The sequence below is a fragment of the Alkalibacillus haloalkaliphilus C5 genome, from assembly GCF_000269905.1.
GTDB lineage: Bacteria > Bacillota > Bacilli > Bacillales > Alkalibacillaceae > Alkalibacillus > Alkalibacillus haloalkaliphilus_A.
On record NZ_AKIF01000011.1, the window covers coordinates 14,967 to 32,783 of the forward strand.

Here is a 17,817-nt window from a genome sequence, read left to right on the forward strand (position 1 = left end):
CAAGTAAGAAGTTTAAACTTCTGTGATTTCGTTTTCCTTTTCTTCTAACAATTGATCAATTTGAGCAATATGCTTATCCGTCTCATCTTGGACATCGTCTTGAAAAGAACGAGATTCATCTTCTGTAATCTCACTACTTTTCTCTAGTTTCTTTAATTGATCATTCGCATCACGACGAATGTTACGAATTTGTACACGTGCTTCTTCAGCATATTTACGAGTAATTTTCACTAACTCTTTACGGCGCTCTTCTGTTAATGCCGGAATATTAATTCTGATCACGTTTCCGTCATTGTTTGGCTGTAATCCTAAGTCTGCTTTTTGAATAGCTTTTTCGATATCACCAATTGCTGACTTGTCAAATGGTGTAATGACAAGTAATCTAGCTTCTGGAGCAGATACAGTTGATAACTGATTTAACGGTGTGCTTGCACCATAATAATCGACATAAACACTATCTAATAGTGCTGGGTTAGCACGACCTGCCCTCACTGTAGACAATTGTTTGGAGAACGCTTGAATCGCACTAGACATTTTTTCGCGACAATCTTTAATTACTGCATCACTCATTCTGATTTCCTCCTAATTATTGTTCCAATTTCTTCTCCAGTAACAACACGTTTGATGTTACCTTCATCCATAATTGAGAATACTATTAATGCTATGTCGTTGTCCATACATAAAGATGAAGCTGTTGAATCCATAACACCTAAACCTTCATTTAATACTTCCATGAAGCTTAGTTCGTGATATTTAAATGCATCAGCATTAAGCTTTGGATCATCAGAATAGACACCGTCGACATTATTTTTAGCCATTAAAATAACGTCAGCTTCTATTTCAGCTGCGCGTAAAGCTGCTGTCGTGTCTGTTGAAAAGTAAGGGTTACCTGTTCCACCGGCAAAAATGACAACACGCTTTTTCTCAAGGTGTCTCATAGCCTTGCGACGAATATAAGGTTCAGCAACTTGTCTCATTTCAATCGACGTTTGAACTCGAGTTTCTACTCCATAGTTCTCTAAACTGTCTTGTAAAGCAAGAGAATTCATAACAGTAGCTAACATGCCCATATAATCAGCATTAGCTCGATCCATACCGACTTCACTACCAACTTTGCCTCTCCAAATGTTACCGCCACCGACTACAATTGCAATTTCGATTCCCAAATCGTGTACGGCTTTAACTTGGTCTGCAATTGATTTAATAAATTTCGGGTCAATTCCATACCCTTGTTCACCACTAAGTGCTTCACCACTAATTTTTAATACAATACGTTTGAAATCCGGTGTTGACATATTTACCTCCGTCATTATGTAAAGATGTATTTTTACTTTACAAAATAGGGAACACACCCAAGTGTCCCCTATTCTTATTGGTTTGTTATTTCTTAACTTGGTTCATGACTTCATCAGCGAAGTTTTCTTCACGCTTTTCCATACCTTCGCCAACTTCGTAACGTACGAATGATTTAACTGAAGCACCTTTTGATTCAACGTACTTTTTCACTGTTTGATCAGGATCTTTAACGAATGACTGATCAAGTAAGCAAATATCTTCGAAGAATTTACCAAGACGACCTTCTACCATTTTTTCAACAATATGCTCAGGCTTACCTTCTTCTAGAGCTTGTTGCTTTAGGCGTTCGCGCTCTGTATCCACAACTTCTTGATCAACTTCTTCACGTGATAAGTAGTCAGGGTTAATTGCAGCCACATGCATCGCAACGTCTTTTGCAACGTCTTCATCAGTTGTGCCTTCTAGTTGTGTAAGAACTCCAATTTTACCACCCATATGGATGTAAGCACCAATTGCAGAGTTTTCATCGCTTTCAAAGATTTCAAAGCGGCGTAATGAAAGTTTCTCTCCGATTTTCGCAATTGCAGATGTGATATATTCACTTACCGTTTCTTCACCGTTAATCTTTTGTTCAAATGCTTCTTCTACTGTAGCTGGTTTATGAGTAAGGATATGGTTAGCTAATACGTCTAATAAGTTTTTGAATTCATCGTTTTTAGCTACGAAGTCTGTTTCTGCGTTTACTTCAATCATAACTGCAGTGTTACCTTCAGTAACAATATGTGTTGATCCTTCTGCTGCAATACGGTCAGCTTTTTTAGCCGCTTTTGACATACCTTTTTCACGTAGGAATTCAACAGCTTGATCTAGGTCACCGTCAGTTTCTTGAAGCGCTTTTTTACAATCCATCATACCCGCGCCTGTCTTCTCGCGCAGTTCTTTTACTAGTTTCGCACTAATTGCCATTATACTTCCTCCTTGGAATGATCGGTTTTATGTTTAAAGTTAAATTTGATATAAAATTCCTTAATCGTATACATCGTTCCACACAATTATGTTTCTAAAACTCATGCTGTAAAAAAGGTGATAAAAGGTCCTACCTCTTATCACCTACAACCTTTTTACTCTTGAACTGTTTGTTTTTCTTCTTGTTCTTCAGAAGCGTCTACAGCAACATCTTCTGTTGCTTCACCTTGTTTTACTTCAAGGATAGCATCTGCCATTCTTGTTGTAATAAGTTTAACAGCACGAATTGCATCATCGTTTGCAGGGATTACGAAATCAATTTCATCTGGATCGCAGTTAGTATCAACCATTGCTACGATAGGGATATCTAACTTTTGCGCTTCCTTAACTGCAAGACGTTCTTTTCTAGGGTCTACGATGAATAGAGCATCAGGTAGCTCATCCATATTTTTAATTCCGCCTAAGAATTTCTCTAGACGATCTTTTTCTTTTAAGATCATAACCACTTCTTTTTTCGGAAGTACATCAAAAGTACCGTCTTCTTCCATACGCTCGATATCTTTCAGGCGATTAACACGCTTTTCGATTGTTTGGAAGTTCGTTAAAGTACCACCTAACCAACGCTGGTTGATGTAATGCATGCCAGAACGGGTCGCTTCTTCCTTTACCGTATCTTGTGCTTGCTTTTTAGTACCGACGAATAGGATTGTACCTCCATCTTGAGCAACTTCTTTAATGAAGTTGAATGCTTCATCAACCTTTTTAACTGTTTTTTGTAAGTCGATGATGTAAATGCCGTTACGCTCTGTGAAAATGTAGCGCTTCATTTTTGGATTCCAACGGCGTGTTTGGTGTCCGAAATGAACACCAGCTTCTAATAGCTGTTTCATTGAAATAGCTGACATAATAAAATCCTCCTAAATGGTTTTTTTCCTCCGTTTGCTTCATATATAAGCAAAACTCATTATTAATGAGCACCTTTACTTACGTCCACAAACGTGTGTATTAACACCAAAAGTAAATATATCATAACTGTTTTTGCGTAGCAAGTATTAAATAGTCATTTTATGATTAAATTTTACAATAAGTTCAACCTCTGTATAGCCCATATTTAACTTCTTTGCTGTCGTTTCTATTGAGTAACCTTGTTTAATAAGGTCGAGGACTTGATTTTGTAGGCTAGGTTGAGAGCTTCGTTGCTCATGATCCATTTGTTTTTCGGTGCTTAGGTCTAATTGATCCTCTTGTTCAGAGATGACATGTTCTAAATCAAAAGCGTCATACTCGTCTTCAGGTGGGGTAGTATAATCAAAGCTTTTTCCATGATTTTTTAAACTTATGTTGTTACTCGATTGATCTTGGTCGTTATTAGTTGTTGAGGAATATTGATTAGTTCGCTCTACTTTAGATAGTTGTTCTATTAATTTTTTATTTTCATCTTTTATTTCTAATAAATATGAGTTAAATAAATCTTCAATCTCTTGAACTCGTTGCTCTGATTGTTTTTCAGATTCATTCGATTGCCTTAATTGAATGAATAGCCAAAATATCGCAAATAAAGCTATTCCATGTAGAACTAAATAAATGATTTCCAACTTCCATACCACCTAATATTGTTTACTTTGTAAAATCGACTCGATTACCTAAGTAAGGGTGAGGGATGCTTGTCCTACGTTGATCCTTACTTTCAGTTTGATTATCACCATTTGCTTTCGCTTCTGCTTCATGTTTACGGCTGTCCTCTTCATTGTCGATTTGTTCAGTTTGTTCAGATTCTAAGACTGCTTTTCTTTTACGTTCAAGTTCTCGCAGTTGTTCATGCGTAATTTGGTCTTGCATTAATTGGCCGCGTTGTTGTAATTGGTCTTGAAGTTGACTAGCATCTTGGGTTCTTGGGAGAGCCACTTGCATCTCAACAGCTTTCCAACTCATTAAAACCGACCCTTTCTATAGTGGATTTATAGAAAAATCATGATTTTCATATACAATTGAAACTTTACTAGCCTCTTGATTGAACACTTTTGCATACTTGCTATATTTCACTTCTACATTTGGATAAATTATACCATGAACTGTTACATTAGGTAAATTCTCTTCATTGTAGTTCATATCATTCTGTGTATAAATGGAGTACTCATCATTTAGTTCACTTAATTCTAATTTAGCTTTTTCATAAGAACGCTTTTGCCTCAATAGAGTAATTCTTTCTTTACTACTTAATTCACGCAATTCTTGTAACTGTTCCATCTTGCTACCGATCATTTTTAATTTTTTCAACTGTTCCACTAGTTCTTTCATTCGTTCTTCTATATATGACTTTTTCTCAACCACTTTTTTATTTTCACCTAAATACAGTACTGTTTTAGAACTCATACGATTACCTATATCATTAGCTTCAATTAATTGACCACTAGATATCGAACCGCCAATAATATGCCCTTTGTAACAAGATACAGACTCTCGAGCAATTACTTCGCTATGTAGTATTGATTGATTAACATGAATGCTTCGACCAGCTTCTAAATTCCCTTGGTTTATATTACCTGCTTTAATATCTAAAGTTGCGCGAATTTTACCTTTTCCCTGAGAAGAGACGCCCTCTTCAATAAAAACAGAGCCACCCGCTTCTAAATAAGCACCTTCAACTATACCTTTTACCGTAATATCACCACGGGCATTTAAACTGAACCCTTCTGGTACATCCCCTTTAATTACAATGGAACCATTAAATTCAATGTTACCAATTGTCAAATCAAGGTCTTTGTTCACTTCATATACTGGCAATACTTTAATTTCTTTTTCAGTTAAGGTGACTTGTCCACTATCTGTTGCATATATCGTTTGATCTTTCTCAGTATGTTTTGTATTTTCGCCCGCTTTTATTGTTACAACCTTGCCTGGTTTCGCTTCAACCTTTTTATTATAAACATTAATACCAGGTTCACCTTTTGTTGGAGCTACAAAAGTTAGTAACGGTTCATCTGTTTCAACGATTGGAATTTGCATCATTTCTTTAAAATCGATCTTATGCGTCTCTCCGTCAACATCTACTTTTGAATTAAGGTTTACATGATAATCAATATAGCCATCCTCACCATTTTCAGCTTCAATACCTCTAGCTACTTCAATTTGTGAGGAATCTAAATTTTCACCTTCACTGTTTAAAATGTCTTCACAAAATTGGTGGATGGCTTCTTCATCAATACCGTAAACAATTTCATTCTTATGAAGAAAATTAATAATGTTTGAAGGTGTAATTAATTCAGCTATACTAAACTCTTCATCTAGTTCAACATTAGAAAAATAACTGTTATTGAACTCGATAAAAGCGTTCATACGATTGTCATTAACTTTAACATCTATTAATTGTGATAAGTCCAACACCCTTCACCCCTTAATCATGCTGTTAATAACCTTTTCAGCTTTGCAATTGCCTTACTGTGAATTTGTGAGATGCGTGATGTTGACAACTCTAACACATCACCAATTTCAGTTAAGGTTAGCTCCTCTTTATAAAACAAGCTTAAGACGATTTGTTCATTGTCGTTAAGCTTTTCTATCTCGACTAACAATTCCTGCACGTTTTCATTTCTAACTAACTGATCATCAGGTGTTAATTCATGGGTGTCCGGGATTGTATTTCGAAGGCTTTCTCGCTGTTCATCATTTTGTTCACTCGTTTTTTCTTCAATTGACAATATATTGGCGAACAATGTGTCTTTCATAACCTCAGCAACTTCTTCGGGGGACAAATTAACTTTATGTGCAACTTCGTCAATTGTTGGTTCTCGCTGAAACTTTTGTTCTAAAGCTTCAAAAGCTTGTTCAATTTCTTTAGACTTCTCTCGAACAGAACGCGGTAACCAATCCTCTTTTCTCAAACCGTCAATGATTGCTCCTTTTATACGAAAAGAAGCATACGTATCGAACTTTAAATCCCGTTTTGTTTCAAACTTTTCTAACGCATCTACCAATCCCATGAAAGCTAGACTTTTAACATCTTGCTTATCTACATTTTTAGGTAAATGTGTATGAATTCTATTAACTTGGTAATCTACTAATGGCATATAATGATCGACTAATAGATTACCTGCTTCTTGATCTCTACTTTCTTGCCATTTATCCCATAACATTGACAGAGAGGACGTTGATTTCTTCATTTGACGGACCCCCAAGTTTTACTTTCTAGCTGTTATTCATTCATCAGTTTACGAATATGTTCTGCTGTTTCGCTTGTATCAACTTCATTAATCTCATCGTGATCATCCAGTTCTTCTGATTGAACTGATGCCTCTTCTTCTTGCGTATTTTCAGTTTCTGACCGCTGTATTGATTTAGTTCTTGTATCCAATATATAAGTGATTAATTGACGAACACCATACGTTAGAATAAATGCTAAAACGAATACAATTAGTGCTCTAACGAATGAATGTTGTGGTGTATTATTCAATAATGATAATAAAAATACATAAACACTTATAAAAGTTGATAAAACGATATTATGCCATACTGAGCCAATCATTATATATATGTCACACCTTCTTGAATTGTCCTAACCTTAAGTGTTGATTGATCAATTAAAAATTCAATCGTTCTACCTCTATTACCACCTACATCTTCAGCTACGATTGGAATGCGGTATTCTTCTAGTTGTTTTTTAACCGCTTCAATATTTCGTGAACCAATTTTCATCATTTCATTGTTACTGTTCACGTTAAACATTTGAGCGCCACCGGCCATCTTAGCTTTTAAGTTAGTTCTTCTGACTCCTTTTCGTTCAAGCATTTCAATTAATGCTTTTATACCTGTATCAGCGAACTTTCCTTCTTTAAATGATTGGTTTCTTGCCATTGTAGAATCAGGCAACATAACATGCAATAAACCTGCGATATTTGAGAAATTATCATATAAGATAAGACCTACACATGATCCTAAACCAGCCGTCATAATCGTTTCGGGGTGTTCGGCAATATTCAAGTCTGCTATTCCAACCTTTATAACTTCTGCTACTTGTTGGCTCATAATTGATTAACTCCCAACGATTCGAATATAGAAGTATACGTTTCTGGGTTAGGGAGCAAGAAGAAATGTCCTCTTATTTCTCGTTTCATTCCTTCAATATCATGAAGAACAGTCTCGATCATAATAGCTTGGTCTGAGGAAACTGAGATTTCGAGTAACCCCTGTGTTAACATAGCTCCAACCATATCGATTGCGACTTGTGGTACAGATTGAACTACTTCTAAACTAGTAAAATCAGATAGTGCTCTTAAATAAGACCCTGTTAAAATATTTCCTAATTCTAAAAATGCAGAAGTGGCTAGTTCATCACCATTTGAAACTGTCTTTGATTGATCACCAATCATCAATTGCGAAAATAGGTCTGCCTCTTCTGGTGGAACCATGAAAAACATACTCCCTGATAGGTCACCAGTTGCTTGTACAAAGACAGCAGCTTGAACTTCGTCTTTACCGCCAACTTCCATCATCATTTCATCAAAGGAAACAATATTAACAATTGGTACCGTCATTTGAACTTTTCGGTTAATTAAACTTGATAAAGCTGTAGCCGCATTTCCAGCCCCAATATTACCTATTTCTTTCAATACATCTAAATGGATCCGTTGAAATTGTTCGTAATCTTGCATTTAATATGACCTCACGTTTTCGGAATTAAGATTCAACTGTTGATAAGTGATCAAATTCTTCTTCTGTTAACACTTTATCTAAATTAAGTAATACGAGAAGTCTTTGATCGATTTTAGCTACACCTCTAATGTAATCGGCATTAACTGATCCAACGACCTCTGGTGAAGGTTCTACTTGATTTTGAGGAACATCAACGACATCATTAGCTGCATCTACAATCATACCTACATTTTTATCACCAATCGTTACAATAATGATCCGGGTACTTTCCGTATATGCTGTTTGTTCCAAGTCAAATCGTTCACGTAAATCAATAATTGGTGTAATTACACCACGTAAATTCATAACACCTTTCACAAAACGAGGAGCACGAGGGACTCTTGTAATTTCCTGAATCCGCTCGATAGATCCAACATTTTCAATCGGAACACCATACTCTTCATCTTTTAATTGAAATACGATGACCTTTTCGTTTTGTACTACTTCACTCATGTCCATTCCTCCTTATTTTATGAGAGCATTGCTGTCGACGATTAATGCAACTTCACCATTGCCTAAAATAGTTGCACCAGAGATAGCAAAAATATTAGATAGGTAGTTTCCTAGCCCTTTTAATACAATTTCTTGCTGCCCAATGAAAGAATCAACGACTAATCCTGCCATTTGGTCTCCTTTGCGTACGACAACTACAGAGTAAAACTCATCTTCAACCTCGTGATCACTAGGAACTTCAAAGACTTCTTTTAAGTCTACTAAAGGCACAATGTTTCCTCTGAAATCAATGACTTCCTTGTTGTGTGCTTTCATAATTTCAGATTTCTTAATAACAGCCGTCTCTATAATTGACGATAAAGGAATAGCGTAAGTCTCATTCTCAATGACGACTAACATAACTGAAATAATTGATAAAGTTAATGGTAGTTGAATTGTAAATGTTGTCCCTTGCCCTAACTCTGACTCGATCTCTATTGAACCACCTAAAGACTCAATTGTGCTTTTCACAACATCTAAACCAACACCTCTGCCAGAAATATCTGAAACTTCTTGAGCTGTTGAGAAGCCACTTTCTAAAATCAACTCATTAATTTGTTTGCTTGTTAATGAAGTGGATTGCTCTTGAGTAATGACACCATTTTCAATTGCCTTAGCAAGAACTTTATCTTGATTAATCCCTTTACCATCATCTTTAATTTGAACAAATACATGGTTACCGCTATGGAAAGCTTTTAATAGCAGTTTACCCTCTTCATTTTTTCCAGTTTCTAAACGCTGATCAGGTGTTTCAATTCCATGGTCAACAGCATTACGAATTAAATGGACTAAAGGGTCACCAATTTCGTCAATTACTGTTCGATCTAATTCCGTTTCAGCACCTTCAATTTGCATATCAATCTTCTTACCTAGATCACGAGTGAGTTGTCTAACCATTCTTGGGAAACGATTAAACACTTGGTCGATTGGAACCATACGCATTGTTAAAATGATATTTTGTAAGTCTCCTGATATTCTCGATATACGCTCAACGGTTCCCTTTAAATCGTTATGATCTAATTCATCAGAAATTTGCTCTAAACGACCGCGGTCAATTACCATTTCCTCAAACAAGTTCATTAAAGCATCTAGACGATCAATATTTACACGAATAGTTTTATTACCAGCCGCCTTTTTAGATTCAACTGTCTCTTCTTTTGTTTCAGAACTATTTTCAGGGGCGTGAACAGTTGCTGCCACTTCTTCTTCAGCTGTTTTAGTATCAAGACTAAACGGCTCAACATCAACCTGACTCACTTCAGAGACTTTTAATATTTTCCCTTGCAAATCTTCAGCGGATTCTGAAGAAACTAAAATTAATTCAAACTCTTGATCAAACGCTTCGTTTTCAAGTTCATCTACTGTTGGGACTGACTTAATGACTTCACCATTTTGCTCTAACACTTCAAACACCATATAAACCCTAGCTACTTTTAATAAGCAATCTTCAGTTAATGTTACTCTTATTTGATAAATGAACTGTCCATCAGATTGGGCTTGTTGTATGACAGTTCTTTCAAATTGATCAATAGAAAAAGAATTGTTAGAAGACTCGTTTACAGTTACTTCACTTGGGGTTTCTGCCACTGCTTCCCCTGATTCAATAGCTTTTAATTTCGAAACAATTGATTCTACTTCCTTAGCTCCAGAGCCACCTTCTGAAATATCAGAAATCATATCTTCTAAGTATTCAACAGAATCTAATAAAACGTCCATCACATCAGTGGTCACCGTAAGTTGCTCTTGTCTAATAGCATCTAAAACATTCTCCATTTTGTGTGTTAGATCAGATAGGTCTTCGTATCCCATCGTAGCAGCCATTCCTTTCAAAGTATGAGCTGCTCTAAAAATTTCGTCTACAATTGATAGGTTTGTAGAATCCTTTTCTAGGTTCAATAGTTGATCATTTACAACTTGTAAATTCTCCTTACTTTCGTCAATAAAAATATCTAAGTACTGATTCGACTCCATAAGTTCGCCTCCTTAGCGTTCAACCACTTCAATTAATGCATCTGCAATAAGATTGACTGGCCTAATTATATTTGGATTAACTTCTTCTACGAGAGATTTAGGCATACCGTAAATGACCGCGGTTTGTTGTGATTCTGCAATTACATATGTAGATGGGTCTCTCTCTCTTAATAATTTTGCTCCTTCAGTTCCATCACTCCCCATACCAGTTAAAACAACAGCAACTTTATTAAACTGTGATAAATCTGCAATGGATTCAAATAAGTGATTAACTGACGGACGATGACCTTTAACAGGTTCAGTTTGCTCAACAACTGCTGCTAAAGAACGACCAACTGGCTTTATTTGTAAATGAAAATCGCCTGGTGCAATATAAGCGTGACCTGTCTTTAACAGTTCTCCGTTTTCGACTTCTTTTACATTTATTTCAGCTAATCGGTCTAACCTTTCAGCCAATGACTTTGTGAACTTCGCCGGCATATGTTGAACGATTACAATAGTTCCATTAAATCGCTTTGGCACCTTTGACAAAACTTGTTGTAACGCTTTTGGTCCACCAGTTGAAACACCGATCGCTATGATCGTGTCATTATGTTTAAATTGTTGTGGTGTGATTTCTGTATGAATGTCTTTATCTTTTACTTGTGCATCTGACTGTACAATGTTAGCAGTTGCAGCTTGTTTAACTTTTGAACAAATTTCTTCACTGACTTTATTCAAGTCTAAAGAAATCGGGCCTGATGTTTTATTAATAAAATCGATTGCGCCATGTTGTAACGCTGTAATCGTACTATTAGCCCCTTCATAAGTTAGACTAGATAACATAATGACGGGCGTTGCGTGTTCCTCCATAATTAATTTCAAGGCTGTCAGACCGTCCATAACTGGCATTTCGATATCTAACGTAATGACATCTGGTTTAAGTTGTTTAACTTTTGTTAATCCATCTTCACCATTACGGGCCGTCCCAATTACTTCTAAATGGTTGTCTTGATTAATAATGTCCGATATAACTTTCCGCATAAAGGCAGAATCATCGATGACTAAAACTTTAAATTTCTTCATGTTAATCTACCTTTCTTGTAAACATAGACCTTACGCGATTAATAAACTGGCGGGTGTTTTTGGGTGCAGGTTCGTTTGTATAGTTGGTGATTACATGATCTAATGATTTCTTAGCTTTACCTCTTTCATTAAATATGTAGTACGGAATTTGCTTCTTAACAGCTTCGACTACAAGTCGGTCATCGAGAATAAAGCCTATGAAATTCAACTTATAATATAGAAATTTTGTTACAACCGATTCCAACTTAGTAAAAGCTATTTGTGCTTCTTGTTCACTTTGCGCTCGATTGACTAATAAAGATATTTTAATATAGTCTCTATTACTATGAACAATTAAGCGTTTCATAGCAGCATAAGCATCAGTTATTGATGTTGGCTCCGTTGTTGTCACAACAATACTTTCATCTGCTGCTTGAATAAAAGCTAAATGCTCTTCTGACATACCAGCTCCAAGGTCAAAAATGATATAGTCATATGTTGAAGCAACAATTTGAAGTTGTTGGATGAAATAATCATATTTAGTTTGATCTAAATGAAAAAAGTCACTCAATCCTGTTCCGCCAGCTATATATGATATACCATGAGTTCCTTCTTCTATAATATCAGAAATTTGCAAATTTTTCTCTAACATTGTCGATAAACTGTACTTAGGTTGTAATCCTAATAAAATATCAATATTCCCCATCCCTATATCTAAATCAAAAATTAACACTCTCTTCCCTTGTTTTCCTAACGCAATGCTAAAATTTAAGGCGAAGTTAGATTTTCCAACTCCACCTTTCCCACTAAAAACTGCAATTGTGTGGGCGTGCTCTACAGTCTGTTGTTTCATTCTCATTCGAAGGTCGTGCGCTTGATCTCTATTCATTATTGTTCACCTACTATCAACTGAGCGATTCTATTAGGTGATGCTTTTTCAATGTCATCTGGGACATCTTGACCAGTCGTTATATAGCGAACCTTAAACTTATAACGATCCCATAAATTTAAAATAGGTCCATAATGATTAGTTTCATCAACTTTAGTGAAAATTACTTGATTAATAGGTAATTCTTTAAAGTTGTTATAAATATCGATCATATCTTGTTCTTTTGATGTTAAAGACAAAACACAGTACAACTCATCTTCATCATTAAAATCGATTAGTTCATCAATTTGCTCAATGAACTCGCTATTTCGAAAGTTACGTCCCGCTGTATCCACAAATATTAAGTCCTTATGACTAAAGTTCTCTTTGGCTTGTTCAAAATCTTCTTTATTATAGGCAACTTCAACAGGTAAGTTTAAAATTTTTGCATAAGTTTTTAATTGTTCAACAGCTGCGATTCGGTACGTATCTAAAGTAATTAAAGCAACGTCCTTATTTTGATTAATGGATGCATCAGCCGCTAACTTAGCTAAAGTTGTTGTTTTGCCTACTCCAGTTGGTCCGAAGAGAAATATTCTCTTAGCCGAACTATTTGATTGTGTCGCAGCAGCTTCCATTTTAGTTGTAATTTGTTTTTGTAATAATTCATAATAAATAGTCGTATCGCCTTGTTGTCCATTTGAATAATACTCAGCTAATAAAGGATCAATTAATTCGTCTATTACCGATTGAGAAACACCTTGCCCTTGCAAATAATTATTCACTTCTTCTATCACTTTTGGATATTGAGTTTTAGTTTCTTGCTTTAATGTTAACTGTTCCTTTAGATCACGAATTTCTTCAAGTAGATCTGAATCATATTCTTTGGACTTCGTTGTATTTTCAGTTCGTGTATGTGGTTCTTGATATAAACTAATTTCTCCTTTTGTTTGTGTAGTTTGTTTATTATAAATCGGGTTAGGATCAACTGCAGCAACAACTTCTATATTTTTCTTTTTCAAAAAGCCTAAGAAACCTTTACTTCGTTTCTCTCTAGTGTTCAATATAACAGCTTGATTTCCTAGTTCTTTTCTTACCTTCTTCATAACTTCCGGCATAGTAGGAGCTGTATACTTTTTAACTTTCATTAGATATTCACCACCCCGGCGCTTTCAACCTCTAAGTCTGGTTCTAGTTCGTTGTAGGATAGTACTACAACATCTGTTAAATAGCGACCAATCATTTGTTTAACATACCTTCTAATCGCAGGAGAACATAATAAAATTGGAGTAGAATTATCGATAAAAGCCTGGCTTGCTTGTTGGTGGATCGTTTCAATTACTTTCTGTTGTGTTTCAGGGTCCATCGATATAAAACTTCCATGTTCTGTTTGTTGTATATGCTCTGCGATCTTCTTCTCTACTTGAGGAGAGAGTGTAATAACTTTCATTTTATAATCATCTGCTGCAAACATTTTTGTAATTTGAACTGATAGAGATTGTCTACAATATTCCGCTAACAAATCAGTATCATTCGTCATCTTGCCATAGTCTGCTAAAGTTTCGAAAATAATTGGTAGGTTTCGAATAGAGACTTGCTCTTCTAATAGCTTAGATAATACTTTTTGTATTTCACCAACTGATAATGGTTCTGGTGTCACTTCGTCTACTAATGTTGGATAGCTTTGTTTTAAATGATCAATTAATTGTTGTGTCTCTTCACGTCCTAATAATTGACTGGCATACCTTTTGATCACTTCTGTTATGTGAGTAGATACAACTGATGGTGGGTCTACAATCGTATAACCTGATAACTCAGCTTCATCCTTCATATCCTCACTAATCCATTTAGCAGGTAAGCCAAATGCTGGCTCAACTGTGTCAATCCCTTCAATTGTTTCATCATCCATACCAGGGCTCATCGCTAAATAATGATTCAAGTATAGTTCACCTTTTGCCACTTCATTGCCTTTTATTTTTAACTGGTATTCATTTGGGTTTAGTTGAATATTATCCCGTATACGAACTACAGGGATTACAATGCCGAGTTCTAATGCAATTTGTCTTCTAATCATGACGACTCGATCTAACAAATCGCCACCTTGGTTAGCGTCAGCTATTGGGATCAGTGCATAGCCAAATTCGAATTCAATAGGGTCCATATTAAGTAATTCTACGACATTATCAGGCGTTGCAACTTCTTTTTCTTCTGTTAGTTGGTCTGTTTCTTCATCTTCATAGTCTTGTTGTTTTTGATGAGAACGCTCCAGATAAAAGCCACCTACTGCTAGTAATGTTGCAATTGAAGTCGTTAACATGAAATGTATAGGTGTAAATCCAAGTAAAAAAATCGTACCTGCCGCAACATATAATAATTTAGGATAGCGGAATAACTGACCTGTTACATCATGTGATAAGTTACCTTCAGCTGCTACACGTGTAACAATAATACCTGTTGCCGTAGCGATCAGAAGTGCAGGGATTTGAGATACAAGACCGTCACCGACCGTTAATCGCAAAAACACATTAACGGTCTCAGTTGCTGATAAGCCCCATTGTGTCATTCCAATAATAAAACCAAAAATGATATTAACTAAGACAATCACAATACCTGCGATTGCATCACCTTTTACGAATTTACTTGCACCATCCATCGCTCCGTAAAAGTCTGCTTCATTTTCTATCTTTTCACGACGTTCTTTTGCTTGCTGTTCCGTGATCATGCCTGCATTTAAGTCGGCATCGATACTCATTTGTTTACCTGGCATAGCATCGAGAGTAAAACGTGCTGCTACTTCTGACACACGTTCGGCACCTTTTGTAATGACAATAAACTGTATAATAACTAAAATTAAGAAAATAACGAAACCGACAAAAGGGTTACCTCCTGTTACAAACTCTCCGAATGTATCAACGACATTACCAGCGTCAGCTTCTGATAAAATACTTCTCGTCGTCGATACGTTTAAACCTAGACGGAATAACGTTAAGAGTAAAAGTAATGAAGGAAAAATTGCAAAATCTAATGCTTCCTGTGTGTTCATTGTGACGAGAATCACGATTAAAGCTAAAGAAATATTCGTCAAAATCAATATACTTAAAAGCCATCCTGGTAATGGGATGACCAACATAATAATAATTAAAATAACACCTAATAATACCGATAAATCTCTTGCTGACATTTCTAAAAACCCTCTCCATTACTTCGCTCTTTTTTCCAGTTTGTAAACATAAGCTAATACCTCAGCTACTTGTTGGAAGAAATCTTCCGGAATTGTGTCTCCGATCTCCGTGGCATAATACAGCCCTCTTGCAAGTTTGCGGTTTTCAACTCGCACAACATCATTCGCCTTTGCAACCTCTCTAATTTTTAATGCGACGTAATCAACACCCATCGCAACAACAAAAGGTGCATCTGCTTTGTCCTCGTCGTACTTCAATGCTATAGAGTAGTGCGTTGGATTTGTAATGACAACGTCTGCTGTAGGTACTTCACTCATCATACGTTGTTGTGCCATTTGACGTTGTCTTTCTTTAATTCGCGATTTAATTAACGGATCACCTTCGATGTTTTTATTCTCATCTTTAACATCTTGTTTTGACATTTTTATATTTTTCTTCATGATCATATTTTTGGTATAAGTAATCTATGACCGCAACGATCATGAGCATAAGCGCTGCACCGACACCGATAATAATTGTTAACTGTCCGAAAAAAGAAATTGCTTCACCTATTGATTTTTGTGATAGCATCATGAGTTCATCTTTATTGAGCCATATGATTGTAAAACAAACCGAGCCAACTGAAGAAATTTTTAGTAAAGATTTCAAAAATTCAACTAAGGCTCTAGCTGAGAATATTCTTTTAATACCTTTTAAAGGGTCAATCTTTTTCAAGTCAAATTTCAGCGGTTCACCAGTGAATAAGAAGCCAATTTGCATATAGTTCGCTATGAGCGCACCAATAATAGCCACAGCCATTACTGGCAAAACTACTTTAACCCCTTCTACTGTTGATTGAAAAAACACTTGTTCAACATTAGCCGGAGTAAGTTCCCAATGAATAAATTCAGTAAAACTATGCGTATAAACCCCCGTTAACGTTTCTGCATAAAGGATCCATAGACTAATAGAAATACAAAAACACAAAACAACAATATAGAAGTATTGACATCTTGGCTTTTTGCAACTTGACCTTTTTTACGAGAGTCTTGCTTCTTTTTTGGGGTTGCTTTCTCTGTCTTTTCTTGGTTGAAGTATTGTAGATTTAAGCGTAATTGTTTCACATTACGCCCCTCCCATAATCTCCAGAAGCTGTCGCATCGTCTGGAACATGTAATTAAATAATTCATTAATGAGTAAGCCGAAAAAGCTAAACGATATTAGTATTACGACAAAACTTACAAATATTTTAAGTGGTAGCCCTACGACGAATACATTCATTTGTGGAACGGTTCTAGCAATCATACCTAGCGCAACATCTACTAAAAATAATGTACCAACTATCGGAATCGCCATTTGAAAAGCAATTAAAAACATACCTGATACTGTCATAATAATAAATTCAGGGAATGCTTCACTATGTATTGGAATCATTTCTTGGAACCCAATAAATTGATAACTATAAAAAATACCATCAATGAGTAAATGATGCGCATTAGTAGCTACGAGTAATAGTAATGCGAAAATATAATAGTACTGACCAATAATCGGACTTTGAATTCCTGTTTGTGGATCAACGACGTTCGCAATTGCAAACCCCATTTGAAAATCGATAAAACCACCAGCAATTTGCACACCAGCTAAAATGATATAGGCTATTAATGCGATTAATATTCCTACTGTAACTTCTTTAAGTAATAGTAATACATATTGACCATCAAAAAGCATAGCAGGAACATCTAGCGATAAGTACATGATCCAAGATAAAGCGAACACAAGACCAATTCGATGCATCATTGGAATCGTATGATATGAGAATAAAGGAACTAAAAAGAAAAAGCCACCGAGTCTAGCTAAAACTAGGAAGAAAGCCGGTAATCTTGTGAAATCTAATAATTCTAGCATGTTAACCAACTACTTGTGAGATGTTATTAAAGATACTTACAGTAAATTCAATCATTCTTTGCAACATCCATGGCCCTAAAATAACTATTCCAACAAAGACTGCAACAATTTTTGGGATAAATGCTAACGTTTGTTCTTGGATTTGTGTCGTTGCCTGAAAAATGGCGACCGTTAGTCCGACGAATAAAGCAATTAATAATAGAGGACCAACAACTATTAAAATAGTGTAGATGCCACGTTCAGCAAGTGACACGACCATGTCTGGGGTCATACTTATTCCTTCTTCCTATCGCTATATATAACTTTCTAATATTGAATGCGTGATTAAATACCAGCCATCTACAATGACAAATAATAATACTTTAAATGGCAATGAAATCATGACAGGCGGTAACATCATCATCCCCATTGACATTAAGACACTCG

Annotated in this window: 19 protein-coding genes and 2 pseudogenes; all 21 read right to left on the minus strand. The window is 35.8% G+C overall.

The features are described from left to right. Positions 1-12 precede the first annotated feature (12 nt). Positions 13-570: a ribosome recycling factor gene (frr, locus tag A194_RS0102320; RefSeq protein WP_017185274.1), complete on the minus strand. Its 558-nt coding sequence runs from the start codon at positions 568-570 to the stop codon at positions 13-15. Beyond that, positions 567-1,295: a UMP kinase gene (gene pyrH, locus A194_RS0102325; RefSeq protein WP_017185275.1), complete on the minus strand. Its 729-nt coding sequence runs from the start codon at positions 1,293-1,295 to the stop codon at positions 567-569. The genes frr and pyrH overlap by 4 nt, the downstream gene beginning before the upstream one ends. A gap of 85 nt (positions 1,296-1,380) precedes the next feature. Further along, positions 1,381-2,262, minus strand: coding sequence for a translation elongation factor Ts (tsf, locus tag A194_RS0102330; RefSeq protein WP_017185276.1), 882 nt, complete (start codon positions 2,260-2,262; stop codon positions 1,381-1,383). Between the two features lie 155 nt (positions 2,263-2,417). After that, the gene (rpsB, locus tag A194_RS0102335; protein WP_017185277.1) at positions 2,418-3,167 is read right to left on the minus strand and encodes a 30S ribosomal protein S2; all 750 of its coding nucleotides are present in this window, start codon (positions 3,165-3,167) and stop codon (positions 2,418-2,420) included. Positions 3,168-3,314: 147 nt separating this feature from the next. Further along, entirely contained in the window at positions 3,315-3,857 is a 543-nt protein-coding gene (locus A194_RS0102340; RefSeq protein WP_017185278.1) for a hypothetical protein, read from the minus strand. 22 nt (positions 3,858-3,879) lie between these two features. Beyond that, positions 3,880-4,194, minus strand: coding sequence for a hypothetical protein (locus A194_RS0102345; RefSeq protein ID WP_017185279.1), 315 nt, complete (start codon positions 4,192-4,194; stop codon positions 3,880-3,882). 15 nt (positions 4,195-4,209) lie between these two features. Then, entirely contained in the window at positions 4,210-5,643 is a 1,434-nt protein-coding gene (locus A194_RS0102350) for a FapA family protein (RefSeq protein WP_017185280.1), read from the minus strand. A gap of 17 nt (positions 5,644-5,660) precedes the next feature. After that, positions 5,661-6,422 carry a FliA/WhiG family RNA polymerase sigma factor gene (locus A194_RS0102355; protein ID WP_017185281.1) on the minus strand — a complete coding sequence of 254 codons (762 nt, stop codon included), beginning with the start codon at positions 6,420-6,422 and terminating at the stop codon, positions 5,661-5,663. A 32-nt stretch (positions 6,423-6,454) separates the two neighbouring features. Further along, complete coding sequence (locus A194_RS0102360) at positions 6,455-6,784, minus strand: hypothetical protein (RefSeq protein ID WP_017185282.1); 330 nt, start codon at positions 6,782-6,784, stop codon at positions 6,455-6,457. Then, positions 6,784-7,284: a chemotaxis protein CheD gene (locus A194_RS0102365; protein WP_017185283.1), complete on the minus strand. Its 501-nt coding sequence runs from the start codon at positions 7,282-7,284 to the stop codon at positions 6,784-6,786. The genes A194_RS0102360 and A194_RS0102365 overlap by 1 nt, the downstream gene beginning before the upstream one ends. Beyond that, the gene (locus A194_RS0102370) at positions 7,281-7,910 is read right to left on the minus strand and encodes a chemotaxis protein CheC (protein WP_017185284.1); all 630 of its coding nucleotides are present in this window, start codon (positions 7,908-7,910) and stop codon (positions 7,281-7,283) included. Before A194_RS0102370 ends, A194_RS0102365 begins: the two co-directional genes overlap by 4 nt. Positions 7,911-7,935: 25 nt before the next feature. Then, positions 7,936-8,403, minus strand: coding sequence for a chemotaxis protein CheW (locus A194_RS0102375; protein WP_017185285.1), 468 nt, complete (start codon positions 8,401-8,403; stop codon positions 7,936-7,938). 12 nt (positions 8,404-8,415) lie between these two features. After that, the gene (locus A194_RS0102380; RefSeq protein WP_017185286.1) at positions 8,416-10,413 is read right to left on the minus strand and encodes a chemotaxis protein CheA; all 1,998 of its coding nucleotides are present in this window, start codon (positions 10,411-10,413) and stop codon (positions 8,416-8,418) included. A gap of 12 nt (positions 10,414-10,425) precedes the next feature. Continuing rightward, positions 10,426-11,478 carry a protein-glutamate methylesterase/protein-glutamine glutaminase gene (locus A194_RS0102385; RefSeq protein WP_017185287.1) on the minus strand — a complete coding sequence of 351 codons (1,053 nt, stop codon included), beginning with the start codon at positions 11,476-11,478 and terminating at the stop codon, positions 10,426-10,428. A 1-nt stretch (position 11,479) separates the two neighbouring features. Beyond that, positions 11,480-12,346: a MinD/ParA family protein gene (locus A194_RS0102390; RefSeq protein WP_017185288.1), complete on the minus strand. Its 867-nt coding sequence runs from the start codon at positions 12,344-12,346 to the stop codon at positions 11,480-11,482. After that, complete coding sequence (gene flhF / locus A194_RS0102395; RefSeq protein ID WP_017185289.1) at positions 12,346-13,473, minus strand: flagellar biosynthesis GTPase FlhF; 1,128 nt, start codon at positions 13,471-13,473, stop codon at positions 12,346-12,348. Before flhF ends, A194_RS0102390 begins: the two co-directional genes overlap by 1 nt. Further along, positions 13,473-15,506 carry a flagellar biosynthesis protein FlhA gene (flhA, locus tag A194_RS0102400; protein ID WP_017185290.1) on the minus strand — a complete coding sequence of 678 codons (2,034 nt, stop codon included), beginning with the start codon at positions 15,504-15,506 and terminating at the stop codon, positions 13,473-13,475. Before flhA ends, flhF begins: the two co-directional genes overlap by 1 nt. An 18-nt stretch (positions 15,507-15,524) precedes the next feature. Further along, positions 15,525-16,610, minus strand: a pseudogene (gene flhB, locus A194_RS16985) (flagellar biosynthesis protein FlhB). A gap of 1 nt (position 16,611) precedes the next feature. Then, positions 16,612-17,391, minus strand: a complete 780-nt coding sequence (gene fliR, locus A194_RS0102410; RefSeq protein WP_017185293.1) for a flagellar biosynthetic protein FliR — start codon at positions 17,389-17,391, stop codon at positions 16,612-16,614. Position 17,392: 1 nt separating this feature from the next. Beyond that, positions 17,393-17,662 (minus strand): flagellar biosynthesis protein FliQ, encoded by a 270-nt coding sequence (gene fliQ, locus A194_RS0102415; protein WP_017185294.1) that lies wholly within the window; start codon positions 17,660-17,662, stop codon positions 17,393-17,395. A 21-nt stretch (positions 17,663-17,683) separates the two neighbouring features. Beyond that, positions 17,684-17,817: pseudogene (locus tag A194_RS19610) on the minus strand (flagellar type III secretion system pore protein FliP); the annotation flags it as partial.